We start from the raw sequence: 24,821 nt of genomic DNA, 5'->3' as shown, positions 1-24,821 counted from the left end.
GAGCGGTCGTTCCCTTCGGGGGCGGCCGCTCTGCGGCATCATGGAGACATGCTGGCCGGGGATGCGGATCGGGAGAGAGCGGTGAACGTCCTCAAGGACGCTTTCACCGAGGGGCGGCTCAAGCAGCCGGAGTACGAGGACCGGGTCGGCCTGGTCTACCAGTCCCGTACGTACGAGGAGCTGGACCGGATCACGGCGGACATTCCCACGCCGCCGCCACCGCCGCCGCCGCCCTTGATGCCGCCGGGCCTGCTGCCGGGGGCCTACCTGCCGGGGGCGCCGCCGTACGTCACGATGGTGCCGGCGATGCCGTCGACCAACGGGCAGGCCGTCGCGTCGCTGGTGTGCGGCATATGCGGCACCTTCACGATGGGGCTGGCGTCGATCCCGGCGGTGATCCTGGGCCACCGCGCCAAGAGCGAGATCCGCAGGACCGGGCAGCAGGGCGAGGGCATGGCGATCGCCGGGCTGATCCTGGGGTATCTGACCCTCGCGGGCTTCGCGGCAATGGTGATGCTGTTCACGGTGATCGCTGTGGTGGGCAACACGTGAGTGCCGGCTGAGGGGCCGGAATCAGGCCCGTATCCAGCCCGTATGCAGGTGTTTTGACCGCAGCCGATGCGGTAGGTAGGCTCTGACCTTGTGCCTGGGGTGTGCCCGGGTTCTCGCGCGTGCCATGTGACCGGGCGAGGGCACCGAGGCCGCGACACCCGCCATACGCACTTCCCCATTGCTCGCGGGGATGTGTGGGGTCCGCGACACACCCGACCGCGTGGGTCGGTCCCCAGGTTAGATTTATCGAGATCGGCACACAGAAACCGGAGAAACGGTGCCTACGATCCAGCAGCTGGTCCGAAAGGGCCGGCAGGACAAGGTCGAGAAGAACAAAACGCCCGCGCTGAAGGGGTCCCCCCAGCGTCGTGGCGTTTGCACGCGTGTGTACACGACCACCCCGAAGAAGCCGAACTCGGCCCTGCGCAAGGTCGCGCGTGTGCGCCTTACCAGTGGTATCGAGGTCACCGCTTACATCCCGGGCGAGGGCCACAACCTGCAGGAGCACTCGATCGTGCTCGTGCGTGGCGGTCGTGTGAAGGACCTGCCGGGTGTTCGGTACAAGATCATCCGCGGCTCCCTCGACACGCAGGGCGTCAAGAACCGTAAGCAGGCTCGCAGCCGCTACGGCGCCAAGAAGGAGAAGTAAGAATGCCTCGTAAGGGCCCCGCCCCGAAGCGCCCGGTCATCATCGACCCGGTTTACGGCTCCCCGCTGGTGACGTCGCTCGTCAACAAGATCCTCCTGCACGGGAAGCGCTCCACTGCTGAGCGCATCGTGTACGGCGCTCTGGAGGGCGTGCGCGAGAAGGGCGGTGCCGACCCGGTCATCACGCTCAAGCGCGCTCTGGAGAACATCAAGCCGACCCTTGAGGTCAAGTCCCGCCGCGTCGGCGGCGCGACCTACCAGGTGCCGGTCGAGGTCCGTCCGGGCCGCCAGAACACGCTGGCGCTGCGCTGGATGGTCGGGTACTCCCGCGCCCGTCGCGAGAAGACCATGACCGAGCGCCTGATGAACGAGATCCTCGACGCCAGCAATGGCCTGGGCGCGTCTGTGAAGCGCCGCGAGGACACGCACAAGATGGCCGAGTCCAACAAGGCCTTCGCGCACTACCGCTGGTAGTCACCACCCCCATCGAAACCGAGAGAAGACTGAGCCACATGGCCACCACTTCGCTTGACCTGGCCAGGGTCCGCAACATCGGGATCATGGCCCACATCGACGCGGGCAAGACGACGACCACCGAGCGGATCCTGTTCTACACCGGTGTCTCCTACAAGATCGGTGAAGTCCACGACGGCGCCGCCACCATGGACTGGATGGAGCAGGAGCAGGAGCGCGGCATCACCATCACGTCGGCCGCGACGACCTGTCACTGGCCGCTCGACGACGTCGACCACACCATCAACATCATCGACACCCCGGGCCACGTGGACTTCACGGTCGAGGTGGAGCGTTCGCTCCGCGTCCTCGACGGTGCCGTCACCGTGTTCGACGGTGTCGCCGGTGTGGAGCCGCAGTCCGAGACGGTGTGGCGCCAGGCCGACCGCTACGGCGTGCCCCGTATCTGCTTCGTCAACAAGCTGGACCGCACCGGCGCGGAGTTCCACCGCTGCGTCGACATGATCGTGGACCGCCTCGGTGCGGTGCCGCTGGTCATGCAGCTGCCGATCGGCGCCGAGGCGGACTTCAAGGGCGTCGTGGACCTCGTCCAGATGAAGGCGCTGGTCTGGTCCCTCGAAGCGACCAAGGGCGAGATGTACGACGTCGTCGACATCCCGGCCACGCACACCGAGGCGGCCGACGAGTGGCGCGGCAAGCTGCTCGAAGCTGTCGCGGAGAACGACGACGCCATGATGGAGCTGTACCTGGAGGGCCAGGAGCCCACCCAGGAGCAGCTGATCGCGGCCATCCGCCGCATCACCCTGGCGTCCAAGGGCGGCAAGGACTCCGTCACCGTCACCCCCGTCTTCTGCGGCACCGCGTTCAAGAACAAGGGCGTCCAGCCCCTGCTCGACGCGGTCGTGCGCTACCTCCCGTCGCCGCTGGACGTCGAGGCCATCGAGGGCCACGCCGTCGGCAACGCCGAGGAGATCGTCAAGCGCCGCCCGTCGGACGACGAGCCGTTCTCCGGCCTGGCGTTCAAGATCATGAGCGACCCGCACCTGGGCAAGCTCACCTTCGTCCGGGTCTACTCGGGCCGCCTCGAAGCCGGTTCAGCGGTGCTGAACTCGGTGAAGGGCAAGAAGGAGCGCATCGGCAAGATCTACCGCATGCACGCGAACAAGCGTGAGGAGATCGACTCGGTGGGCGCCGGCGACATCATCGCCGTGATGGGCCTGAAGCAGACCACCACCGGTGAGACGCTGTGCGACGACAAGAACCCGGTGATCCTGGAGTCCATGGACTTCCCGGCACCGGTCATCCAGGTCGCCATCGAGCCCAAGTCCAAGGGCGACCAGGAGAAGCTGGGTGTCGCCATCCAGCGGCTCTCGGAGGAGGACCCCTCCTTCCAGGTCCACTCGGACGAGGAGACCGGCCAGACCATCATCGGCGGCATGGGCGAACTGCACCTTGAGGTGCTGGTCGACCGGATGCGCCGGGAGTTCCGGGTCGAGGCCAACGTCGGCAAGCCGCAGGTCGCGTACCGCGAGACCATCCGCAAGACGGTCGAGCGCATCGACTACACCCACAAGAAGCAGACCGGTGGTACCGGTCAGTTCGCCAAGGTGCAGATCATGATGGAGCCGCTGGAAGGCGGCGACGCGACGTACGAGTTCGTCAACAAGGTCACCGGTGGCCGCATCCCCCGTGAGTACATCCCCTCGGTGGACGCGGGTGCGCAGGAGGCCATGAAGTTCGGCATCCTGGCCGGCTACGAGATGGTGGGTGTCCGCATCACCCTTCTCGACGGCGGCTACCACGAGGTCGACTCCTCCGAGCTGGCGTTCAAGATCGCCGGTTCGCAGGCGTTCAAGGAGGGTGCCCGCAAGGCGAGCCCCGTGCTCCTCGAACCGATGATGGCCGTCGAGGTCACCACGCCCGAGGACTACATGGGCGACGTCATCGGCGACCTCAACTCCCGCCGTGGCCAGATCCAGGCCATGGAGGAGCGCAGCGGTGCCCGGGTCGTCAAGGGCCTGGTTCCGCTGTCGGAGATGTTCGGCTACGTCGGTGACCTGCGGTCGAAGACTTCGGGCCGGGCCAGCTACTCCATGCAGTTCGACTCCTACGCCGAGGTTCCGCGGAACGTCGCCGAGGAGATCATCGCGAAGGCCAAGGGCGAATAACCCGCCGTAGGCTTGCGTTCCACAAAGATCACCTGGCGCCGATGAAGCAAGGCGTACAGATCCACCCCCAGGAGGAACCCAGTGGCGAAGGCGAAGTTCGAGCGGACTAAGCCGCACGTCAACATCGGCACCATCGGTCACATCGACCACGGTAAGACGACCCTTACCGCGGCGATCACCAAGGTGCTGCACGACGCGTACCCGGACCTGAACGAGGCCTCGGCCTTCGACCAGATCGACAAGGCTCCTGAGGAGCGCCAGCGCGGTATCACCATCTCCATCGCGCACGTCGAGTACCAGACCGAGTCGCGTCACTACGCCCACGTCGACTGCCCCGGTCACGCGGACTACATCAAGAACATGATCACCGGTGCCGCCCAGATGGACGGCGCGATCCTGGTGGTCGCCGCGACCGACGGCCCGATGCCGCAGACCAAGGAGCACGTGCTCCTGGCCCGCCAGGTCGGTGTCCCGTACATCGTCGTCGCCCTGAACAAGGCCGACATGGTGGACGACGAGGAGATCCTCGAGCTGGTCGAGCTCGAGGTCCGCGAGCTGCTCTCCGAGTACGAGTTCCCGGGTGACGACCTTCCGGTCGTGCGGGTCTCGGCGCTCAAGGCGCTCGAGGGCGACAAGGAGTGGGGCGAGAAGCTCCTCGGCCTCATGTCGGCCGTCGACGAGGCGATCCCGACCCCGGCTCGTGACGTCGAGAAGCCGTTCCTGATGCCGATCGAGGACGTCTTCACGATCACCGGTCGTGGCACCGTCGTCACCGGTCGTATCGAGCGCGGTATCCTCAAGGTCAACGAGACCGTCGACATCATCGGCATCAAGACCGAGAAGACCACCACCACGGTCACCGGTATCGAGATGTTCCGCAAGCTGCTCGACGAGGGCCAGGCCGGTGAGAACGTCGGTCTGCTCCTCCGCGGCATCAAGCGCGAGGATGTCGAGCGCGGCCAGGTCATCATCAAGCCGGGTTCGGTCACGCCGCACACCGACTTCGAGGCCCAGGCCTACATCCTGTCGAAGGACGAGGGTGGTCGTCACACCCCCTTCTTCAACAACTACCGTCCGCAGTTCTACTTCCGGACCACCGACGTGACCGGCGTCGTGACCCTCCCCGAGGGCACCGAAATGGTCATGCCGGGCGACAACACCGCCATGACGGTCGCGCTGATCCAGCCGATCGCCATGGAGGAGGGCCTGAAGTTCGCCATCCGCGAGGGTGGCCGGACGGTTGGCGCCGGCCAGGTCACGAAGATCAACAAGTGACGCTGCGCTGAGCTCTACGCGGAAGGTCCCGCACCGCCTCCGGGCGGTGCGGGACCTTTCCGTTTGCCCCGGAAGCGGCGGTTCTGCGGTTCCCTTCGGCAAGGGGGTGCCTGACAGGGGCGCGTGGGGGTGCCCCCACGCGCCCCTGTAGGGCGCCGCCCTACGCAGCAGCGCCCACGCGGCGCCGGCCGCAGATCAGATGCAGCCCCGCGCCCCTAGGTGCGCACCGTCTCCCGGAGGGAATCCGCTGACGCGGGACGGTTGTAGGTGAGGGCGATGGCGCCGCCGGGCGCGAGTGCGGGTAGGGGCATCTCGGCCGGGCATGGCAGGCCCGTGGCGGGCTGGAAGGCCACCGGGGCGGAGGGGGCCGACTGGGCCCAGTGGTGGACCGTGTCTCGCCCGGCGGCGAAGACGTGGACGCGCCCCTGGCGGTCGGTGATCGTCGAGAGGCCCTCCTGGACCTCGGAGCCGCCGAGGTCGGCCCAGGCGCTCCAGGTGCCGTCCGCCTCGCGTACCCGCGTACTGAGCCCCTTGTCCGCGTTCCGCACGAAGAGGTGGACCCGGCCGTCCGTGGTGCGGACGGCCGACGGCGGGCCGACGCGCCGCCCCCGGTTCTCGGAGCGCTCGGGATTGCCGAGCGAGGTCCAGCGGCCGCCGTCCAGGACCACCACGTCCCGCGCGTTGGGCCCGCCGTGCCCCTCGATCGCGGCGAACCGCAGCCCGAAGACCAGCGTCCCGCGCCCCGGCACGGCGACGCACGCCAGCCGCGGCGCGAGCGGCCCGCCGCCCAGGTCCCGGGGCGGGCCCCAGTGCCCGCTGCCGGGCGCGGTCTCGGTGCGGACGGCCGCGTGCAGGCCGAGGACCTCGTAGGCCGTCCGCCGTGCCTTCGCCGTGGCCGCGGGGACGACCACCTGCCCGGCGCCCGGGTAGCGCGGGTGGGTCGAGCGGATCCAGCCCTTGCGGTTGGTGAGCGGCTGGTCGCGGCCCTGCCCGTAGTCGCCGCAGCCGCCGGGGTCGCCGCACGACCAGTCGGGGTCGCCGCCGTACTGCCGCATGAAGCGCGCCTTGAGCGCGACGGTGGCCGGCGGCAGGTTGAAGGGCCAGCGCTGGTTGTAGTAGCCGCGGTAGGCCGCGGTGGTGAAGCCGCTGCCGCCGGCGGCGGCCCACCGGGCGAGCGCCTTCCACGCGAAGAGCGCGACGGGCGTGTGGTCGCGGTGGTCGGAGTAGCCGAACTGGTCGCTGTCCCTGAGGTGCTCGGCGTCGTGGACCTGGATGTCGGGGTCCGGGTCGAGGGTGCGGACATGCGTGGGCGCGTACCGCTTCAGCAGGGCGACCAGGACGTCGACCAGCTTGTCGTGGGTGTACGTGGCGGGCGCGTCCGCCGGCGGCGGGCTGTCCTCGGCCGGGACGTACGCGAGCGTGGTGCCGGGCGTCGACCACAGCATCTGGACGCTCGCGGTCTGGCTCAGCTCGTGCATCGACACCTGGAGGAAGACCAGGCTGGCCCGGCGCTCGCCATTTCCGAGCGAGTCGATCTGGGCGTGCAGGCCGCCCGGCAGGGCGAGCACCTCGCTCTGCCAGCGGGTGAAGTGCGGCAGCCCCAGCATCGCCGCGTACGCCTGCCGCAGGCCCTGGTGCCGGGCCGCGGAATAGGCCGCCTGGTCGGCGTGCTCGTGCTTGTGCGTTCCGCCCGGCGGGGTGTTCCAGCCGCGCGACTCGCCCGCGGTCACGTACACCGACACCACCGGTGTGCCGGCCTGGAGGTCGTGCAGGGTGTCCGGGTTCATGAAGTACAGGTCGTCGTCCGGGTGGGCGAGCACCTGCATCGTCAGCGCCCCGGCCGCCCTGCGGTAGGCCCCGGCCGCCGGCGCCGGCTTCACGGCCGCCTCGTGCGCGGCGGCCTTGCAGCCCGCTCCCGTCGCCGCGAGGGCCACCACGGTGGCGGCCAGCGCGGCGCGGCGAGAGGGGTGGTGTACGTCATTCGCGCTCATACCCGGCTTGAGCCGGTTGTCCCCGGACGGGTTCCCTCCGGGGGGTGTGATCTCCCCCGGAGCACCCCGCGGCGGACGGCCGTTCTGACCGGGGCGGTCGTATGACCGGGGCGGCGCCCTCGTGGGCCGGGGTCCGCGAGGGCGCCGCGGAGATCCAAACGACAGGCCCTAACCCGCCTGCCCGGTGGGGGCGATGAGGGAGCGGGTGAGCCAGACGACCTCGCCGCCGCGGTCGTCCTCGGTCACGTGGTGGCGTGCGAAGCCGAGCTTGTCCAGGACGCGCAGGGACGGGGTGTTCCAGCTGCCCACCGTCGACCACAGGCGCTCCCTGCCGGTCGCCGCCGCGGCCCCGACCACGGCGCGGGCGGCCTCGGTGGCGTAACCCTGCCCGTGGGCGCGGCGGAGGAGCTCGTACGCCAGCTCGGGCTCGTCCACGGTGGCCCTGCCGACGATCAGGCCGCAGTAACCGATGAAGTCGCCCTCCTCCCGCCGCTGCATGGGCAGCAGCGCGACACCGGCGGCGGCCTCCCGGTCGCGCAGCACCTCGATGTCGACGCGGGTCTGCTCCAGCGTCGGGGTCTGCCCGCCGCGCTCCCCGAACAGCGCCCGCAGGTCTTCCGCGTCCGTGTCCTCCCACGGCCGCAGCCTCAGGCGGGCGGTCTCCAGATGCGTGGCCATCGTCTCGTACGTACCCATGGCCCCACTGTGTCAGTGCTGGTCAGTGCCGCAGCAGGCGGTCGGACATGCGGGTGGCCAGCAGGAGCAGCAGGGCGGTCAGCAGGACGCAGACGGTGGCCGCCTGGACCACCGCCGAGCCGGTGGCGTGGCGCAGGACCGGGGCCAGGGCGAGGGTCAGGGCGGTGAGGGCGAGCAGCGGCCCCGCGGCGTACCAGGCGACGTAGATGAGCGGTCCCGGACCGCCGACGGGGGAGCCGCCGCCGAGGAAGAGCAGCTGGGTGCGGGCCGGGCCGCGGGCCGCCGAGACCAGGGCGGCACCGGTGAAGGGCGGCGCGCACAGCGGGAGCAGCAGCAGCGCCCAGGTGTGCCCGTCGGCCGCGTAGGGGACGGCGGCGAGCAGGCCCAGGAGCGCGCCCAGGAGGGCGGGCACGATGCCGTGGTGGAGCATCAGCGTACGGAAGCGGTAGGGCGCCCAGGCCGCCCTGCGGACGTCGTCGGTCTCCAGCCGGGCGGGCTCGGCCAGCGCGCCGACAGCCAGGTAGCCCAGGAGCAGGCCGATGACCAGCCCGACCCAGCGGCGCTCCCCGCCGAGGTCCGCGCCGAGCCCGGCGACCGCCGCGCCGCACGCCGTCCACAGCGCCGCCTTGCCGAGCCTTCCCGGCGTACGCAGCAGGGTCAGCGCGTCGCGCCAGGCGACGACCAGGTGCCGCCCGAGCCGGCCGCGCGGCGGCCGCAGCCGCACCTGGCGGACCGGGGTGCCGCCGCCCGCGTCCATGATCGCCAGCTTGGCGGCCCGCAGCTCCAGCGACCAGGCCACCGAGGAGACGGTGGTCGCGGTCGCTGCCCGCTCGCGCAGGCGGGCGGTGGGGACCAGGGCGGCGTCGCGGTAGGCGGCGAGCACCGCGGCGGCGGTGGCCGCGGCGAGCAGGGCGACGGCGGCGGGCCAGGCGGCGGCGCTGCCGCCGACCGCGTCCACCACCGGCTGGCCTGCCCAGCCCCACGGGCCGCTCCACAGCTCGACCTGCTCGACGGCGGGGGAGCGGTGGCCGTTGGCGGCCAGCACGGTCTGGGCGACGAGCCCGGCCAGCAGCAGCACCGCGGGCGCGGTCCACCGCCGTACCGCGCGGGCGGCAGCGGGGTGCCGCTCCACCGCCATCCCGAGGGCGACGGCCAGCAGCGGCAGGCACAGGCCCGCCGGCAGGGCGGCGAGCACCGCCGACCCGAGCGGGGCGAGCCCCGTCACCCGCAGCACCGCGGCTCCCGCGATCCCGCCCAGCACCCCGGCCACCAGCGCGAGCCCGGCCGACAGCCAGAACCACGGCCGCAGCACCTTCCCCCGCCGCACCGGCTGCGCCAGCAGCCACCCCACGGACGGCCCCGGCAGGACGACCGGCCCCCGCCACAGCGCGTCCCGCGCGGCGAGCACGGCGATCCCGAGGGCGAGCAGCGCGAAGAGCGGAGGCATCGCCGCGCGCAGGTCACGGGCGGCGTCGGCGTAGCCGGACCCGTCCTCCAGCCCGCGCAGGAAGCTGACGACGAAGCTGCTGCCGTATCCGGCGACGGCGATCAGCACGGTGTAGGCGAGGACGGCCGTCTCCCGCCCCTTGGCCCGCCGGTGCGCGCGCCGCTTGCGGCGCAGCCAGGCGAGCGTCTCGCCGGTCCGGTCGTCGTCCTCCTCCGACCAGGGGGCGTCGTCGTCCTCGCCGTCCGGTGCGGAGAGGCCCGGGTCGGCGGGGTCCGCGCCTTCCGGTTCCGGGTCGGCCGCGGGGCCGTGGGTCTCGTCGTCGTGCGGTGCGGGCCGCAGGCCGTCCTTCATCCGCGGACGCCCAGCTCGCGCAGGACCGCGGCGGGCGGCCCGTCGGCGATGACCTCGCCGTCGTCCAGGGCGATCATGCGGTCGGCGACCGCTTCCGCGAGGTCGGGCTGGTGGGTGGCGAGCAGGACGGCGACGCCGTCGGCCTTCTCGGCGATGAGCAGGTCGGCGAGCCGCCGCCTGGCGGCCGGGTCGAGCCGCTGCTCGGGCTCGTCGAGGACGAGCAGGTCCCGGGGACGTACGAGGGCGGCCGCCAGCAGCAGCGACTGGAGCTGGCCGGAGGAGAGGGAGCCGGGCAGGGCGCGGGCGTGGTCGGACAGCCGGCGGTCGGCCAGCACCTGGTCGATCCAGGCGTCGGCGTCGTCCACGGCGTGCGCGACGGTGACCAGCTCCAGGTGCTCGCGGACGGTGAGGTCCGGGTAGCAGGCGACCGTGTCGCCGACGACGGCGACCCTGGCCCTGACCTCCGGGTCGTCCTCGCTGACCGGCCGCCCGGCGAAGAGTGCGTCACCGCTGGTGGGGGCGTCGCGGCCGGCTGCTATCCGCAGCAGCGTCGACTTGCCCGAGCCGTTCTGCCCGTAGAGGGCCACGCACTGCCCGGCCGCCAGGTCGAGGTCGAGCGGGTGCAGCGCGCGGCGCTGGCCGTACGTGCGGCTCACCTTGCGCAGCCGCAGCAGTGCGCTGCCGTTGTTCGTCGCGCGCATCGCGCCTCCGTACGGGTGAGGATGGTGGACCGGCATACCCGCCCGGCCCGTGCCCGCCCGACCCTAATACGCACCCGCGCTCCGCCCACCAAGGACGCCGGCCTCACCCGGCGGGGCCGCCCGCCGAGGAGCTGGACCGGCGGGCCGTCGCGGTGGCGTAAGGCGGTGGGGGGCCGTGCTGGTCTTGACGGGTGAACGGGTCCGTCGTACGTGTATGGGAGCGCTCCCATATACGGGCGTACCCCCACCCGGAAGGACCCCGGTCATGTCACGTGGAGAATCACTCGCCCGGCCCGCGCTGCGGGCTTCGAGGCTGCTGGTCGCCCTGCTGCTGCTCGCCGTCGGGGCCGTCGTCGCGCTCAGCGGGGCCAGTGCCGCCTCGGCCGCGCCTCGGGCGGCGGTCCCGGCCGCCGGCGGCACCGGCAAAGCCGCCTGCACCGCGGCCCTCACCGTCAGCAACGCCTGGCAGGGCGGCTACCAGGCCGACGTCACCGTCACCGCCCTGCGGGCGCTGACCAGTTGGACGGTCACCCTCACCGGCATCCAGGTCACCCAGGCCTGGAACGTCATCGTCGTGACGAATCCCGACGGCAGCGTCATCATCCACAGCGGCGCTTGGAACGGCAATCTCGCCGCCGGTGCCTCGACCACCTTCGGCTTCCTCGCGTCGAGCGCCCCGCCCCCGCCTCCGACCGTCACCTGCTCCACTCCCTGACGTGAACGCCCCCGTCCCCGGGCCCAACCCCGTGGGCGGGGGCTACGGTTGCCGCGCATGACGCACACCGCAACCGTCACCACGCCGGAGATCACCGCCGACCCGGTCCGGGACCTGCTCCGCGAGCAGCACCCGGATCCGGCCCACCCCGTACGGCTCGGGGCGCGCGGCTGGGACGACCAGGTGCTGCGGAGGCCGGGCCTGCCGCTGGTGGTAGCGGTGCGTGCTGAGGGCAGGCTTCGAACGCCCGGATCGCCAAGCCTGCGAAGCGTCGGGAGGCCTTGACCTGGTTGGCGGTCGATGTGGCGTGGATCCCCTTGTTGGCCATGAGGATGAGAATCAGGTCGTCCAGGACGAAGTCGGACCGCAGCTGTCCCGCTTCCTTGGCTCGCTGAGCCAGTACGGCGACTGCTTTCAGCGTGTACTCACGGCCCGCGGCGACATCCTTCATCTCCGGGTAGGTCGACAGGAAGGCTTCGGTGAAGCCCCGATCGCGTGCGTGCAGCTCGCAGATCCTCTCGATCACCAGGCACAGGCCACGCCACGGATCAGGATCGGCGCACCCCTCGTCGACGATGGCGCGACAGGCGTTCAGCTGGTCCGCGAAGGCCTCGGCGACCAGCGTCTGCTTGGTCGGGAAGCGACGGTACAAGGTGGCAGGTCCCACCCCGGCGCGCCGCGCGACCTCCCGCATCGGCACGTCCAGGCCATCGGTGGAGAACAGCGCCCGAGCCGCGTCGAGGATGCGTCCGCGGTTGTCCAGCGCGTCGGAACGCAGCGTGTGAGGCAAGCGGTCGGTCACCACTCTCACTTTACCCAAACGGACGAGGGCGTCCGTTAGCGTCCGAGACGTAGAAGCTCTCGTGCTTGAGCTGTCCGAGAACGTGGAGACCACAGTGAAGGCAATCTCGATCCGGACGTTCGGAAGTCCTGACGGTCTGGCTGTCGTCGGCCTGCCGGTACCCGTACCCGCTGCCGGGCAGGTACGGATAGCCACCGAGGCGGTGGGCGTCGGCGGTGTCGACACCGTGATCAGGAGCGGGGCTCTGGCCGCCTACGGCTTCAAGGAGGGCCACATCCCGGGCGGCGAGGTGGCGGGCACCGTGACCGCGGTCGGCGACGGCGTCGACGCGTCGTGGATCGGCGGGCGGGTGTGGGCCTTCACCGGGACCGGCGGAGGCTACGTCGAACAGGCCCTCGCGCCGGTCGAGGAGATCGTTCCCCTGCCCGTGAACCTGTCCGCAGTCAATGCGGTGACACTCGGCAGCGCCGGCGTGGTGGCCCACTTCGGGCTCCGCCACGCCCACTTCGCTCCCGGGGAGACGGTCCTGGTGCGCGGTGCGGCCGGCAGCATCGGGATCATGGCAGTGCAACTCGCCGCTCGCGGCGGCGCCGCCGCGGTGGCGGTCACCACCTCGTCGGCCGAGCGCGGCGAGCGACTGCGACGCCTGGGCGCGACCCATGTGCTGGACCGCTCGGGCGACGGAGGGGAACCGTCTCCCGCGGGCTATGACGTCATCATCGACGTGGTGGCCGGCAAGGACATGCCGTCGTTCTTCGACCGGCTCGACCCGAACGGCCGCATGGTGGCCGTGGGCGCCGTCGCGGGGCAGCCACCGGCGGACTTCGGCACGAAGATCATGGCGGCGTTCCAGAAGTCGATGTCCTTCGCCGCTTTCAGCGCGGCCACCGTCACCGCGGCCGAACGGCGTGCCGTGCGGAGCGAGCACTTCGCCGCGGCGAGCCGGGGCGAGATCGAAACAGTGGTGCACGAGGTGCTGCCACTGGACGCAGCCGTGCTGGCGCACCGGAAAATGGACGCCGGCGAGGTCTTCGGCAGGATCGTGCTGACACCGTAGCCGAGGATTTCCATGGGAACAGACCCTAGGTGCGGAGGAAGTCGAGGAGTTCGGCGACGATCTCCTCGTGGGCGTCCTCCTGGAGGTAGTGGCCGGCGTCGGGGAGGCGCAGCACCTTGGCGTCGGGGAAGGTCCTGAGCCATTGGTCATTGAGTATCTGCGACGTGAAAGCCACGTCTTTCATGGCCCAGACGATCTCGACGGGCCGGCTCCTGAATTCGCGTTCGAGGCCGGTTTCGAGGTCGCTGAGGAGTGACGTCAACGGGCTGACCGGGCCGGTGGGTATCTGCCGGGGGAATTCCAGCACCCCGGTGCGGCTCGACCACGTCGGGTGCGGGGCGAGATACGCCCGCCGCACCTGGGGTGTCAGCCGCTCCCGGCGCATCGTGCCGGCCGCGAAGAGGAAGAGGCGGTGGAAGAGCGAGAGGCCCTTCACCATGATCTCGCCCAGGCCGGGGGTGCGGAAGAGCTTGAGCGCGGCCGGAACCCGGAAATGGTCCGGGTTGTGTGCGGTGGTGTTCAGGATGAAGAGCCGGTCGACGCGCTCCGGGCGGGCGACGGCCCAGGCCAGGCCCAGCCCTCCCCAGTCCTGCGGGACGACGGTGGTGTGGTCCAGGTCGAGGGAGTCCAGGAGGTCGGCGAGGCGCCGGGTGTGCGCGGCGGCGTGATAGGCGATGCGGTCCTTGGGCTTGTCGGAGCGTCCGAAGCCGAGGAAGTCGGGGACGACGACCCGGTAGCCCGCGTGCACCAGGGGGTCGATGAAATTCCGGTAGAGGAATCCCCAGGTGGGGTTTCCGTGGATCAGCACGACCGCGTCGCCGTCGCGCTTCCCCTCGTCGATGTAGTGCAATCGGCCCTCGGGGGTGTCGAACCACCGCGGCTCGTAAGGCCACAGGCCACCGAATGTCCAGTCCGTGTTGATGGTGGCGCCTATCTCGTTCTCAGGGTCCGGGCGATCTTGTTCGTGTCGACGAAGTGGTCGAACCGTACGACCAGGCCGTCGCGGAGTCTCACCACGTGCGCGAAGGGGAATTGCTCTTCCGGGTTGTCGAACCCCTTGGCGAGGCACTCACCCATGACCGTGACGGTGTCGCCCCCGTCGATGAAGGTCTCGGGGCGGAAGAGGAGCTTCTCGTAAGTGGCGGGGATATGCGGGAAGACCTTCTCGGTGACGTTCTCCCTCCCCTTCGTGAGTCCGGCGTAGGGGAGGAACTCCAGGTCGGGCTCCGCCCACTCGATGGTGGGATCGAGGACCGCGACCACCGCGTCGGTGTCACCGCGGACGAAGAAGTCGTCGTACATCTTCCTGACGATCTCGACATTGGACATCGCTTTTCACTTCCCCTTGGGCCGATCGTGATGGCATACGAAAGCCAACCGGATATCGAGGCGGGACGTCACGCACTGCCGGAGGGTCGAGTGGCCGTAGGGCACGTCAGGGCCCGCCGCCGGGGTACGCAATGCGCGGCACGATGGATACGTTACCGCCTCTGTTGGATACAGCCCAGCGATTCCGGTCCGCCGGTACGGGAGCGGCGTCGCGGCGGAAGGGTCAGGACCACGATTCCGTGGTGATCAGCCGGCCCGGCACCATGGCCGACCGGGGCGGCACCGGCATCCCCGCGGCGATGTCCCGCCAGAGGTCGGATTCGGCGATCGACGTCAGCTGCGCGACGGTCAGCGGCGCGTCGGTCGTCGGGGAGTTGCTGTGGTGCGGCGTCCGCAACCAGTTCTGGCCGATGGTGACCTGGTAGTCGGCGGTCTCGTAGTACGACCCCAGCCAGTCCGCGGGGGCCGGATGGATGTTCTGCGAGACCATGCCCCGGCCGTCCTTGTATGCGAACAGGTGGCACGGGCCGTCGGAGTCCCCACCACGGACGGGAGGGCAGACGGCCCTGGACGGCTCCGACCCGGCGGGTTTGCGGGTCACGAAGACGGACACCACCGCCGTGCCGCGGCTGTTGGTGAACTTGGCCGCGATACCCGCCGCGGGCGCCACGCCCTGCTGCGCTTCCCCCGGGTCGCTGTCCTCGGACTGTATCCCGGCGAGGGTGCCGGGGGTCAGCAGCGCGGTGAAGGCGTCGCGCATCTGCGCGTCCCTCTTCCCCTGGGCGGTCCGCGGGTTCGCGGGGTCCGCGACGATCGTGCCGGCGCGGTGGCTGCCGGACGCCGACGTGGCGACGACCGTGCCGCCGATCGCCACGGCGGCGGCGACGGCGACCGCCGTCGACACCACGGCGACCTTGCGCCGCCGCCGGATCCTGCGGCCCTGGGCGTGCGCCTCGGACACCAGCCGCAGCGGTTTGTCGGGCCGGACGGATTCGGTGGCCTGCCGGAAGGCGGTGCTGAGCGCGTCCTCGAATTCGGGCATGGGTGATCCTCGTCTGGTGGGCATGCGCGGACCGCGCGTGCGGACGGGTGGCGGGTACTGCCGGCGAGCGGAAGCGGTGCCGGGTGCGGTGTGCGCCTCATGGCGAGGCGGCGCCGGATCCGGTGTTCGCCTGGGCGCGAGGCGGTGGCGGGTGCGACGTGCGGCTCAGCGCGGGACGAGATCGGCCGCCTGCTCGCCCAGTTCGGCCCGCAGCCGCTCCAGGGCGCGGACCGTACGGGTGCGTATCGCGCCCGACGACGCGTCCATGGCCGCCGCGGTCTCCTCGACGCTGCGGTCCTCCCAGTAGCGCAGGACGAGCACCGCGCGGTCCTTCGGGCTGAGCCGGGCGAGCGCGTCGAGCAGCGTCAGCCGCAGCGCCACGTCGGCGGTGCCGCCCGCGGCCGGCTGCTGCCCGGACTCCGGGGGTTCGGCCGTCAGCCGCTCGGTGCCGGTGGCGCGGCGCCGCCGGTGCATCAGGAAGTTCCGTACGAGGACGGTCTGGGCGTAGGCGGCCGGGTTGCCGACCTTGTCCGACCGGCGCCCCCACACGACGTACATCCGGCTCAGCGTCTCCTGGACGAGGTCCTCCGCGAGGTGCGTGTCACCGCCGGTGAGCAGCCACGCGGAGCGGTACAACGGCCTTGTTCTGGCCTGGGCGAACTCGATGTACGCCTTGGTCTGTGCGTGTCGCAATGCGGACGGCCCCCTCCGGACGGCGTGTTCTTACCCGTAGTCGATGCACGGGGCCGCCGCCGTGTTACAGGTGCTCTCCGTACGACGCGGTGCCGGGTCCCGGCGGGGGAGGGGCGGTGGCGGGCGCGGCCCCCGCGTCCGGGCAGGTCGGCCCGCGAGACCGGGTGCCCCGCAGGGGGCCGGCCGGCGGGGCGGAAGTCATCGGGCGAGCAGGCGGCGGGCCAGGGTGCGGAGCTGCTCGTCGGGGTGGATCTCGTCGGTCGGGGTGGGGCCGATGAGGCGGCGAGGGGATGTCGCGAAGTCGTGGAGGGCGGGATGCAGCACGGCGGGGACGGGGGCGATGGCGGCCAGGGCCTTCAGGGCGCTGAAGCCCACGGGGTTGGCGGCGACCGAGGCGGTGAGGACCGGGACGGACCGGGCGGGGGAGCCGGTGAGCCAGGCGACGGCCTGGGCCGCGCCGACGCGGGCCGGCTCGTAGGAGTCGGTGAGCAGCGGCTCGACCAGGGGGAGCAGCGGCGCCGCGGCGCGGCCCAGGGCTTCGAGGTCGGTCACGTGCAAGGGGGCGAAGCCGGGGGAGGAGAGCAGGGTGCGGAAGACCTCCAGGGCCGGGCCCGGGTCGCCGGTCAGCTGGTAGTGGGCGACGGCCGCCGCCGCGCGGATCTTGGTCTCGCGGTGCCGCATGGACGCGAGCAGCGCGGACTCGGCCTCCCGGCTGCGCACGCCGGCCAGGCCGAGGTGGCGGGCGGCGGCGATGGCGCCGTAGCCGTGCGGCAGGCGGGCGATCAGGTCGGGCACGGCCGCGCGCAGCGCCGCGGTGCCGAAGCCGGCGAGGGCTTCGATCAGGTTGGTCGCGTCGCCGCCGTCGGGGTCCGCCGCCAGCTCGCGGCGGACCACGGCTATGAGGCGGTCGCCCGCGCCGGGGAAATACACGGACGCCGCCCGCAGCGTCGTGGGACTGGGGCCGGGCCGGTCGGCCAGCAGGTCGATGGCGCGCGGGTCGCGGGCGCGGACGAGAGCGAGCAGCGCGGGCCGGGCTGTCAGCCGCTCATCGCCGCGGGCGTAGCCGAACAGGGTGTCGCGCAGCTCCTGGCCCGGCGACGGGTGCAGTGCGACCCAGCGGCCGATGGCGTCCACACGGTTGGCGCGCTCGCCGTCGCTGCGCTGGTGCGGCAGCGCGCTGAGCAGCACGTCGATGACGGCGGCCTCGCGGTCGCGCCAGTCGTTGGCGACCTCCTCGGCCAGCCAGGAGCCGCGGTTGCCGACGTCGCCGTCGGCGGCCCAGCGGGCGGCGACGGACAGGGCCGCCGCCGGGTCCTCCAGCAGCAGGCGGGTGAGGTCCGCGTCCCGGCCTTCGGTGCCGGGCCACGGGAAGTCGTCGTCCACCGGGAGGTCGTCCTCGTCCGGGAAGCCGTCCCGGAAGCCGCCGGGGAAGTCGTCCGTGGAGCCGTCCTCGAAGTCGTCCGGGTAGTCGCCCGTGGCGCCGTCCGGGGAGTCCTCCGGGTAGTCGTCCTCCGGGTCGGCGGCGGCGCGGCTTTCGGTGAGGACGTCCACCACCTCCGGGGCATAGGGCGGCCCGGACCGCTCGGCGGCGAACACGGCGGCGGCGAGCCGCACCTCGGGCACCGGGTCGTCCAGCCGCGCGGGCTCCCCGCCGAGCATGGCCCGAACGACCATGGCGTCCGCCCTCACCGCCGGGACCGGGTCCTCGGCATAGAGCACGTCGGCCTCGGCGGCGGCGATCGCCTTCAGCTCGGCGGGCAGCAGGTCGGCCACCGCCGCGACGACCCGCAGGGCCGCCCGCCGCACCGCACGGTCGGGGTCGCGCACGCACGGCAGCAGATCGGGCATCACCCGCGCCAGCTCGGCGCAGACGCCGGCGACGGAGCTGCCGGGCCAGTGCGGCGACGCGGTGTCCTCGGGGAGGTGGTCGGCGAGCGTGGCGAGCAGCGTCAGCAGCTCGGCGCGCAGGCTGTCCCGGGCGTAGAGGGCGGCGTGGGCGAGGAAGGGGACTGCGGGCGCGGACGCGGGATAGATCGAGCCCTGGTGGTGGATCGTCCCGTGCAGCTCGTATATCGCCTCGCGCGCCGCCTCCTCGTCCCCGAGGTAGAGCGCCCTGATCTGCCGGGGCACATCATCGGCGGATCCGAAGGCATGCCCCAGCTCATGCCAGGGGACGCGGCCCAGCTCGTCCGGTGATCGCATGGTCAGTCCTCCTCGACCGCCTTCTTGACTGCCCCTCAGACACCACCGACCTTAGCGACCGCCACCGACAATCGCCCCTGGCCGCTCGCAGTGGTGCTCTCCCGGCCGCCCGTCTCGGAGCGCTTCTGCGCCCGTCTGCGAGGAGACCGCGCCGCGCCACCCCGCCCGGCGGCGCTCACCGGTAGCGCGGCAGATTCTCCGTGGAGATCGTCCACTCGCCGATCGTGACGTCCTCGCCGTAGACGAAGTCCGTACGGGTCGCGTAGCGCGGCCCGTTCGGCGTCGGGTGGGTGTCCGACAGGACGTCGCCCCCGCCGGTGCGCGGGTCGAAGAGGACGGGGACGGGGATGCCCAGCAGCGGGTAGTCGCGCATCTTGCCGACCCAGTCGTTGTCCGGGTTGGAGCGGGAGACCACCTCGATCGCCGCGAGCAGGCCGGCGGGGTCGAAGGAGCCCTCGACTTCCATGTCGGCCTCGGCGATGACCATGACGTCGGGATGCCGCACCACGCCCTCGTGGACGTCCTCCGCATCGCGTGCCGGTGTGCGCGAGCAGGCCCTCCGGCATGACCTTCTCCAGTCGGCGGCTGACCCGGGCGGCGGTCACCTCGTGCGGCCCGCTGGGGAACCCCGTGTCGTGGACGATTCCTTCCTCGGTGATCTCCAGCCTGCCGGGAACGGCGGATCGCATCTGCTCGACGATGTCCCGCACAGCCAGGTAGGCAAGTGCGTCACCGGGGGCGGTGGTCATGGCGCCCGCTCCTTCCGCTCCGCGGAGTCCCGCGATCATGCCGGGGCGCGGCCCCGGCTCCCCCCGCGACCCGCCCGCCGTCAGGCGGAGGCGCCGCCGTCGATCACCAGGTCGGTGCCGACCAGGGACGCGGCCTCCGGGGAGGACAGGTAGAGGATCGCGGCGGCGACCTCGGTGGTGGTGGAGACGCGGCCGAGGGGGACCGCGGTCCTCATGCGGGTGGTGCGGTCGGCGGGGGTCTCGCCCCGGCGGAGGGACATGGGGGTGTCGGTCGGGCCGGGGCTCACCGCGTTGATGCGGACGCCGTCGGCGATGTGGTCGAGGGCGGCGGCCCTGGTGAGGGCCGAGACGGCGGCCTTGGTGGTGAGGTAGCCCGCCAGGCCCGGGATGCGGCTGTGGGCGCCGAGGTTGGAGGCGACGTTGACGATGGCGCCGCCGGACGGCTGGTCGCGCATGCGGGCGACCTGGGCCTGGAGGCCGAGGAGCACGCCGGTGAGGTTGACGTCGAGGAGGGTGCGCCAGTCCTCCTCGGGGAGGTCGGCCACGGGGGCGCCGCCGCGGAAGACGCCCGCATTGTTGACGGCGACGTCGAGGCCGCCGAAGTGCTCGACGCTGCGGCGGACCAGGGCCCTGGCGTCCGCCGAGCGCGCCACGTCGGCGGTGACCGCGACGGCCGTGCCGCCCGCCTTCTCTATGAGCGCGACCGTCTCGGCGAGCGTGACGGCGGTACGTCCCGCGGCGACCACGGAGGCCCCCTCGGCGGCGAAGGCCAGTGCGGTGGCCCGGCCTATGCCGGTGCCCGCGCCGGTGACGAGGACGGCCTTGCCGGTGAAGCGTGCGGTCATTGCTGGCTCCCTGGGTGGGTGACTCGGTTGTTCGGTGCCGGGTGTCGAAGACGGCGAGGACCGCGAAGGCGGCTGCCGCCGCGGCCGGTGAGGCGGCGTCGGAGCCGAGTGTGAGCAGCGCGGCGAGGACGACGGTCGGGCCCGGCTCCATCGCGGTGTTCATGGCGTCGCCCGCGAGCCCGGTGTGCCCCGGCTCCACCCCGTCCGTCGCCGGCACCGCGGCTCCCGCGAAGCTCGCGGCGGCCCCGGCGGGCAGCAGGACCAGGCCGGGGAGCGGCCCGTAGGCGTACGGTTCGCCCGCCGGGGCGCCGGGTCGGTCGCCGTTCCGGGCGCGGGGCCGGTCGGGTCGGCGGGCGCGGGGCCGGGGCGGGCCGAGGGGTTGCGGGTGTGGCGCCCGGCGCTGAGCGGAGCCATGTCTCCCCCGTTGATATGAGACCGAGCGTTCTGTAATCAGGTCAGGAAAAACGCGCCGCCGCGCGGCTCGGCTCAGTCCAGGAGGGTCAGCGCCTGCTCGGCCGCGTCCCGCACCCGGCCCGGGTCGTCCGAGGACTTGCCGACCACCCGCAGGCCCTGCATCAGCACCAGCAGCATCCGGGCGAGCGCGCGCGGATCGCGGTCCGAGCGCAGCTCGCCCTGCGCGCGTGCGCGGGTCAGCGCCGAGTGCAGCAGCGTCTCGACGTGCCCCCAGCTCGCCTCGACCCGGCGGGCAGCCGCAGGGTCGTGCGACCCCAGTTCGGCGGCCGTGTTGGTGATGAAGCACCCCTTCAGGCGCCACTCGCCGGAGCAGGCCTCGCCGGCGAAGCGCCGTACCACCGCGCGCACGGCGGGCAGTGCGGGCCCCGGCTGGGACAGCTCGTGCAGCAGGCCCGGGTCGCGGTTCTCGTTGTAGCGGTCCAGCGCCTTCAGGTACAGCTCGTGCTTGTTGCCGAAGGTGGCGTAGATACTGGCCCGCCCGATGCCCAGATGGTCGACCAGGTCGGCCATCGACGTCGCCTCGTAGCCGCGCCGCCAGAACAGCTCAAGGGCTGCCTGCAGTGCGGCGTCCGGGTCGAATTCCTTGGTCCTGGCCACGCCGTGACCCTAGGCCATACTGAAACGATCGGTCAATTATCGGCCGATTGTCTGAGGGGTCGTATAACGTGCCGCTGAACGTGACAGGTTGATGACTGAGGGAGACAAGTGCCGCGTTTCACAAGGGTGTTAGCGGGCGTGCTGCTGGCGGTGGCGGCGGTGGCCGCGCTGGGCGGATGCTCGTCGTCGTCCGACGGCGACAAGGAGCCGGCGGCGACGGGGGGTGCGACCGCACCGGTCGCATCGGCGTCCACTTCCGCGTCCGCCGCCGATTCCGCGAGCGCGGGTACAAGCGCGGGTACAAGCGCGGGTACGGGCACCGGCTCCGGCGGCACCCATGGCCGTATCGACTACACCGGCGCCATCAGCGGCGGCTTCGACGTGACGACCAGCGTCGGGTGCGTCACCCTCGCAGGCAAGCTCCTCGCGGTGACCGCGCCCGACACGAATGACGCGTCCGCGCCCACCGCGCCGTCCTTCGGCGCGAACGTCGGCGTCGAGGGCACGGCCGTGCTGGTCACGCCGGACAACAGCATCTTCCTCAAGGCCGACGCGCAGGGCCTGTCCGTCGCGAAGCACGGCGACGTCTGGACGCTCACCGTCTCCGGCACCCAACTCGGCGCGGCGGACGGCGCAGGCAAGGCCGTGACCGTCACCGGCCATCTCACCTGCACGAAGACCACCGGCACCGGGGCTTCCTAGAGCGGCGGCAGCTCCACCTCGGCCCACACCGTCTTCGACGGGAAGGGGCCCGACGTCACGCCCCACCGCACGGCCAGCGCGCTGACCAGCAGCAGCCCGCGCCCGGACTCGGCGTCGGGCTCGCCGGGCCGGGGGACCGCCGGGAGGCGTTCGCCCCGGGTGTCGGTGACCTCGATACGGAGGCGGTCCGCCGCCTTGACCTCCAGCGTCAGCCGGAAGTTCCGCCCCGGCACGCGCCCGTGCAGGGCCGCGTTCGCGGCGAGTTCGGCGACGACCTGCGCGGCGGCGTCGGACGGCAGCTCCCATCCGGCGAGTTGGGCGACGGTCAGGAGTCGCGCCCGCTGGGCGCCGCGCCGGGTGGAGGGCAACTGCGTGCTGAACCGCCGCGTGGCGGCCGCGAGTTCGGGGGTACGGGTGTCTTGGCTCACCTCACCGAGAGTGGCGGCGCCACCGACCCCCTGACCAGCACCGAAGGCCGCCCTGTGGCCTGCTGTCCGGTTACGCGGCCCGCCCGGCCGCCGACTGTACGGGCGGGTACGGGCCGCCGTCCGCCTCCCGCCACCCGGATCGGGTGACATTCCGTCAGTTCGCCGGACGCGCACAAATGTCCATGCATACTCTGTATGCCCGCGAACTACGCAGTACCTACGCATCGGCTAGACGCTGGGGGTCGACATGGTCGACAGCAAGGACTACACGACAGACGGCGCGGACGGGCCCGACTGGGACTCCGGCCTTGAGGACGACGCCAGCGGCGTCATGAAGACGGTCGGCCGCCAGATCAAGGCGTGGCGCGAGGCCGCGGGCCTGACCCAGGCGGAATTCGGCGCCGCGATCGGCTACGGCGAGGAGATGGTCTCCAAGGTGGAGCGGGGCGTCCGCGTCCCCAAGCCCGCCTTCCTCGACAACGCGGATCGCGTCCTGAACGCGGGCGGCAAGTTGTCGGCCATGAAGCCGGATGTGGCGGAGGCCAGGTACCCGAAGAAGGTTCGGGACCTCGCGAAGTTGGAGGCCAGCGCCCTTGAGCTGGGCGCATACGGCAACCACAACATCCACGGCCTGCTCCAGAGCGAGGAGTACGCGAACGCACTGTTCGCTGTCAGGCGCCCGGTCATGGGGGCTGACGACGTGGAGCGGTACGTATCGGCGCGGATCGCCCGGCAGGCGATCTTCCACCGGACGCCCCTGGCCACCCTCACGTTCGTCCAGGAGGAAGTCACCCTGCGGCGGCCCATCGGAGGCGCGGCGGTGTTGCGTCGCCAACTCGGCCGCCTTCTGGAGCTGGGGCAGTTGCGTAACGTCGAGATCCAGGTGATGCCGACTGACCGCGAGGACCATGCGGGGATGGGCGGCCAACTCCAAGTGCTGAAGCTCACCGACGGCTCGACGGTTGGCTACTCCGAAGCCCAGCTCACCAGCCGCCTTGTCTCGGACCCAAGAGAGGTCCAGATCCTGGAGTTGCGATATGGCATGATCCGAGCGCAGGCACTCACGCCGCGTGAGTCGCTGGCCTTCATCGAGAAACTGCGGGGAGAAATATGACCCTCAAGCCCTCTGCCGGAGGCGGTCCCGCACTGGCGTGGACCAAGAGCAGCTACAGCGGCAGCAACAACAACGACTGCGTCGAAGTTGCCTGGTTCAAGAGCAGCTACAGCGGTAGCGACAACAACGACTGCGTCGAGGTCGCGGCAGCGAGCGGCAGCGTCCTGGTGCGGGACTCCAAGGACCCGGAGGGCCCCCGCTTCTCCTTCACGCCGGAGGCGTGGTCCTCGTTCCTGGCGTACGCGGCGACCCGCGAGGTCTGAGCCGTACGGCGTCGCCGCGCTGTCGCAGGTTTCTACCGTTGCTGGGTGGGCCAGGGCACCGCGGTCTCGGCCTCGGTGGCGTAGTCGGTGCCGGGGACATCCCAGCCGTACAGCTCGCGGAACTGGCGGTAGAACCACGCCGGACCCTCTCGGCCGGTGGTGAGCGCGGCCGCCGGGTCGGCCCACAGCTTCCGGACCTGGTCCTGGACGGCGGAATCCAGCTCCCAGCCGTCCAGGCGGATGCGGTCCTGATCGTCCAGGTTGAGCGGGCGCGCATTGGTCAGCTGCTCCCAGAGGTCCACCGCCTGGTGGGCGGTGGTGCGCCAGCCGTCCTCGCCGAGGATGTTGCGCAGCAGCGAGGTGTAGAGGGCGATGGAGGGGATCGCGGTGGAGGCCTGGGTGACGGCGGCGCCGGCGACGACGGTGAAGGCGCGTCCGCGGCCGGCCAGCACCTCTGCCTGGAGGAGGCGCGCGGTGGTCTCCAGATGCTCCTTCGCGGCGCCGATGGTGCCCTGCCGGTAGACCGGGGCGGTGATCTCGGAGCCGACGTAGGACAGGGCGACGGTGGTGAACCCCTCGCCGAGGAGGTTGCTGTCGGCGAGGGCCTGCACCCACAGTCGCCAGTCCTCGCCGCCCATGACCTTGACCGTCGCGGCGCGCTCGCCATCGGTCGCGGGGGTGAGGTCGACGGTGCCGATCTGCGGGACGTCGTCCTCGAAGACGAGGGAGGGGGAGGCGTAGGGGTGGCCGATCGGCTTGATCACCGAGTGGTGGACTTCGCCGGTGGCGGGGTCGGTGCGGCGGGGGGAGGCGAGGGAGTAGACGAGGTAGTCGACCGGGCCGTACCGGTCGGTGAGGAGTTTGATGACGTCGGTGCGGGTGGCGTCCGCGTAGGCGTCGGCGTTGAGGAAGGTCATGTCGCCGCCGGTCTGCTGGACCAGGTCGGCGGTGGCGGCGGTGCGGTACCAGCCGGCGGTGGCGGTCCGCCGATCGTTGCCGGCGTTCTCGAAGGCGACGCCGACGCCGCGGATGCCGTGGCGGCGTAGCCCGGCCAGCAGGATGGCCATGCCGTAGCCGGCGCTGGAGCCGAGGACCAGCGCGACGGGCGCACGGCCTTCGCGGTGGACCGGGGTGAGGGAATTCCAGAGCTGCCGGACCGATTCCCTGGACCCTCCGGGGTGGGAGTTGACGATCAGGTAGCCGCGCTGCTTGGGGGTGATGTGCTGCTTGCTCACTGGGTGGTGGCCTCTCCTGTGGGGTGGCCGAGGCGGGCGAGACAGGTCGCGGACGTCGCCGATGGTGTTCAGACGGCCCACCTCCTCGTCCGGGACGACCACGCTCAGGCGCGTCTCCAGGGTGCCGACGAGCTCGTGGAGGGCGAGGCTGTCGATCCCGGGATCGTGCTCCAAGTGTCCGTTTTCCGGGATCGTATCCGCGTTCGTGACGGCTGCTCGTGTCAGAGCGTCACGGAGTATGCGCGCCGCGTTTGTGGGGGCCGCCATTGCG

The 24,821-nt window shown here is 71.7% G+C and carries 25 protein-coding genes and 1 pseudogene; 11 read left to right on the top strand and 15 right to left on the bottom strand.

Annotated features, from left to right (window positions below):
• Positions 1–48 precede the first annotated feature (48 nt).
• From OG900_16245 to tuf, 5 genes are all read left to right on the top strand, one after another.
• Positions 49–552: a DUF1707 and DUF4190 domain-containing protein gene (locus OG900_16245; GenBank protein WUH91506.1), complete on the top strand. Its 504-nt coding sequence runs from the start codon at positions 49–51 to the stop codon at positions 550–552.
• Between the two features lie 277 nt (positions 553–829).
• Positions 830–1,201 carry a 30S ribosomal protein S12 gene (rpsL, locus tag OG900_16240; protein ID WUH91505.1) on the top strand — a complete coding sequence of 124 codons (372 nt, stop codon included), beginning with the start codon at positions 830–832 and terminating at the stop codon, positions 1,199–1,201.
• A 2-nt stretch (positions 1,202–1,203) separates the two neighbouring features.
• Positions 1,204–1,674 carry a 30S ribosomal protein S7 gene (gene rpsG / locus OG900_16235; GenBank protein WUH91504.1) on the top strand — a complete coding sequence of 157 codons (471 nt, stop codon included), beginning with the start codon at positions 1,204–1,206 and terminating at the stop codon, positions 1,672–1,674.
• Between the two features lie 38 nt (positions 1,675–1,712).
• Entirely contained in the window at positions 1,713–3,842 is a 2,130-nt protein-coding gene (gene fusA, locus OG900_16230) for an elongation factor G (protein ID WUH91503.1), read from the top strand.
• 81 nt (positions 3,843–3,923) lie between these two features.
• Positions 3,924–5,117, top strand: coding sequence for an elongation factor Tu (gene tuf, locus OG900_16225; protein ID WUH91502.1), 1,194 nt, complete (start codon positions 3,924–3,926; stop codon positions 5,115–5,117).
• A gap of 215 nt (positions 5,118–5,332) precedes the next feature.
• Here tuf and OG900_16220 read toward each other — a convergent pair whose 3' ends face one another.
• The 4 genes from OG900_16220 to OG900_16205 form a co-directional block, all read right to left on the bottom strand.
• A complete protein-coding gene (locus tag OG900_16220; GenBank protein ID WUH91501.1) occupies positions 5,333–7,108 on the bottom strand; it encodes a PIG-L family deacetylase in 1,776 nt (591 codons plus the stop codon).
• A gap of 168 nt (positions 7,109–7,276) precedes the next feature.
• Complete coding sequence (locus tag OG900_16215; GenBank protein WUH91500.1) at positions 7,277–7,804, bottom strand: GNAT family N-acetyltransferase; 528 nt, start codon at positions 7,802–7,804, stop codon at positions 7,277–7,279.
• 22 nt (positions 7,805–7,826) lie between these two features.
• Positions 7,827–9,602: a DUF6297 family protein gene (locus OG900_16210; GenBank protein ID WUH91499.1), complete on the bottom strand. Its 1,776-nt coding sequence runs from the start codon at positions 9,600–9,602 to the stop codon at positions 7,827–7,829.
• Positions 9,599–10,303 carry an ABC transporter ATP-binding protein gene (locus OG900_16205; GenBank protein ID WUH91498.1) on the bottom strand — a complete coding sequence of 235 codons (705 nt, stop codon included), beginning with the start codon at positions 10,301–10,303 and terminating at the stop codon, positions 9,599–9,601. The genes OG900_16210 and OG900_16205 overlap by 4 nt, the downstream gene beginning before the upstream one ends.
• 265 nt (positions 10,304–10,568) lie before the next feature.
• On the opposite strand from OG900_16205, the gene OG900_16200 reads away from it, so the two are divergent.
• Positions 10,569–11,018, top strand: coding sequence for a cellulose-binding domain-containing protein (locus OG900_16200; GenBank protein WUH91497.1), 450 nt, complete (start codon positions 10,569–10,571; stop codon positions 11,016–11,018).
• A 91-nt stretch (positions 11,019–11,109) separates the two neighbouring features.
• On the opposite strand, the gene OG900_16195 is transcribed toward OG900_16200, so the two are convergent.
• Entirely contained in the window at positions 11,110–11,820 is a 711-nt protein-coding gene (locus OG900_16195; GenBank protein WUH91496.1) for a TetR/AcrR family transcriptional regulator, read from the bottom strand.
• Positions 11,821–11,914: 94 nt separating this feature from the next.
• Here OG900_16195 and OG900_16190 point away from each other — a divergent pair, with 94 nt between their 5' ends.
• The gene (locus OG900_16190; GenBank protein WUH95788.1) at positions 11,915–12,877 is read left to right on the top strand and encodes a zinc-binding dehydrogenase; all 963 of its coding nucleotides are present in this window, start codon (positions 11,915–11,917) and stop codon (positions 12,875–12,877) included.
• Between the two features lie 25 nt (positions 12,878–12,902).
• Here the strand turns inward: OG900_16190 and OG900_16185 are convergent, their stop codons facing one another.
• The 7 genes and pseudogenes from OG900_16185 to OG900_16155 all read right to left on the bottom strand — a co-directional run bounded on the left by OG900_16185 (position 12,903) and on the right by OG900_16155 (position 19,737).
• Positions 12,903–13,727, bottom strand: a complete 825-nt coding sequence (locus tag OG900_16185; protein ID WUH91495.1) for an alpha/beta fold hydrolase — start codon at positions 13,725–13,727, stop codon at positions 12,903–12,905.
• 80 nt (positions 13,728–13,807) lie between these two features.
• Positions 13,808–14,206: a nuclear transport factor 2 family protein gene (locus OG900_16180; protein WUH91494.1), complete on the bottom strand. Its 399-nt coding sequence runs from the start codon at positions 14,204–14,206 to the stop codon at positions 13,808–13,810.
• A gap of 223 nt (positions 14,207–14,429) precedes the next feature.
• Positions 14,430–15,248, bottom strand: a complete 819-nt coding sequence (locus tag OG900_16175; protein ID WUH91493.1) for a hypothetical protein — start codon at positions 15,246–15,248, stop codon at positions 14,430–14,432.
• 165 nt (positions 15,249–15,413) lie between these two features.
• Entirely contained in the window at positions 15,414–15,941 is a 528-nt protein-coding gene (locus OG900_16170; protein ID WUH91492.1) for a SigE family RNA polymerase sigma factor, read from the bottom strand.
• A gap of 198 nt (positions 15,942–16,139) precedes the next feature.
• Positions 16,140–18,143, bottom strand: coding sequence for a hypothetical protein (locus OG900_16165; protein WUH91491.1), 2,004 nt, complete (start codon positions 18,141–18,143; stop codon positions 16,140–16,142).
• A 175-nt stretch (positions 18,144–18,318) separates the two neighbouring features.
• A pseudogene (locus OG900_16160) lies at positions 18,319–18,892 on the bottom strand (Uma2 family endonuclease).
• Positions 18,893–18,972: 80 nt separating this feature from the next.
• Complete coding sequence (locus tag OG900_16155) at positions 18,973–19,737, bottom strand: SDR family oxidoreductase (protein ID WUH91490.1); 765 nt, start codon at positions 19,735–19,737, stop codon at positions 18,973–18,975.
• A 110-nt stretch (positions 19,738–19,847) separates the two neighbouring features.
• Between OG900_16155 and OG900_16150 the strand changes: the two genes are divergently transcribed.
• A complete protein-coding gene (locus tag OG900_16150) occupies positions 19,848–20,021 on the top strand; it encodes a hypothetical protein (protein WUH91489.1) in 174 nt (57 codons plus the stop codon).
• Positions 20,022–20,223: 202 nt separating this feature from the next.
• On the opposite strand, the gene OG900_16145 is transcribed toward OG900_16150, so the two are convergent.
• On the bottom strand, positions 20,224–20,808 hold the full coding sequence (locus tag OG900_16145) for a TetR/AcrR family transcriptional regulator (protein WUH91488.1): 585 nt from the start codon (positions 20,806–20,808) through the stop codon (positions 20,224–20,226).
• Between the two features lie 138 nt (positions 20,809–20,946).
• Here OG900_16145 and OG900_16140 point away from each other — a divergent pair, with 138 nt between their 5' ends.
• Entirely contained in the window at positions 20,947–21,510 is a 564-nt protein-coding gene (locus OG900_16140; GenBank protein ID WUH91487.1) for a hypothetical protein, read from the top strand.
• Here the strand turns inward: OG900_16140 and OG900_16135 are convergent.
• On the bottom strand, positions 21,507–21,938 hold the full coding sequence (locus OG900_16135) for an ATP-binding protein (protein ID WUH91486.1): 432 nt from the start codon (positions 21,936–21,938) through the stop codon (positions 21,507–21,509). The genes OG900_16140 and OG900_16135 overlap by 4 nt on opposite strands.
• A 247-nt stretch (positions 21,939–22,185) precedes the next feature.
• On the opposite strand from OG900_16135, the gene OG900_16130 reads away from it, so the two are divergent.
• Both OG900_16130 and OG900_16125 read left to right on the top strand, forming a co-directional pair.
• On the top strand, positions 22,186–23,052 hold the full coding sequence (locus OG900_16130; GenBank protein ID WUH91485.1) for a helix-turn-helix transcriptional regulator: 867 nt from the start codon (positions 22,186–22,188) through the stop codon (positions 23,050–23,052).
• Positions 23,049–23,315, top strand: coding sequence for a DUF397 domain-containing protein (locus tag OG900_16125; protein ID WUH91484.1), 267 nt, complete (start codon positions 23,049–23,051; stop codon positions 23,313–23,315). Before OG900_16130 ends, OG900_16125 begins: the two co-directional genes overlap by 4 nt.
• Before the next feature lie 32 nt (positions 23,316–23,347).
• Here the strand turns inward: OG900_16125 and OG900_16120 are convergent, their stop codons facing one another.
• Positions 23,348–24,550 carry an enoyl-[acyl-carrier-protein] reductase FabV gene (locus tag OG900_16120; GenBank protein WUH95787.1) on the bottom strand — a complete coding sequence of 401 codons (1,203 nt, stop codon included), beginning with the start codon at positions 24,548–24,550 and terminating at the stop codon, positions 23,348–23,350.
• Positions 24,551–24,821: the final 271 nt, after the last annotated feature.

This window comes from Streptomyces sp. NBC_00433 (genome assembly GCA_036015235.1).
GTDB lineage: Bacteria > Actinomycetota > Actinomycetes > Streptomycetales > Streptomycetaceae > Actinacidiphila.
This window is presented reverse-complemented; position numbering and strand designations above follow the sequence as displayed.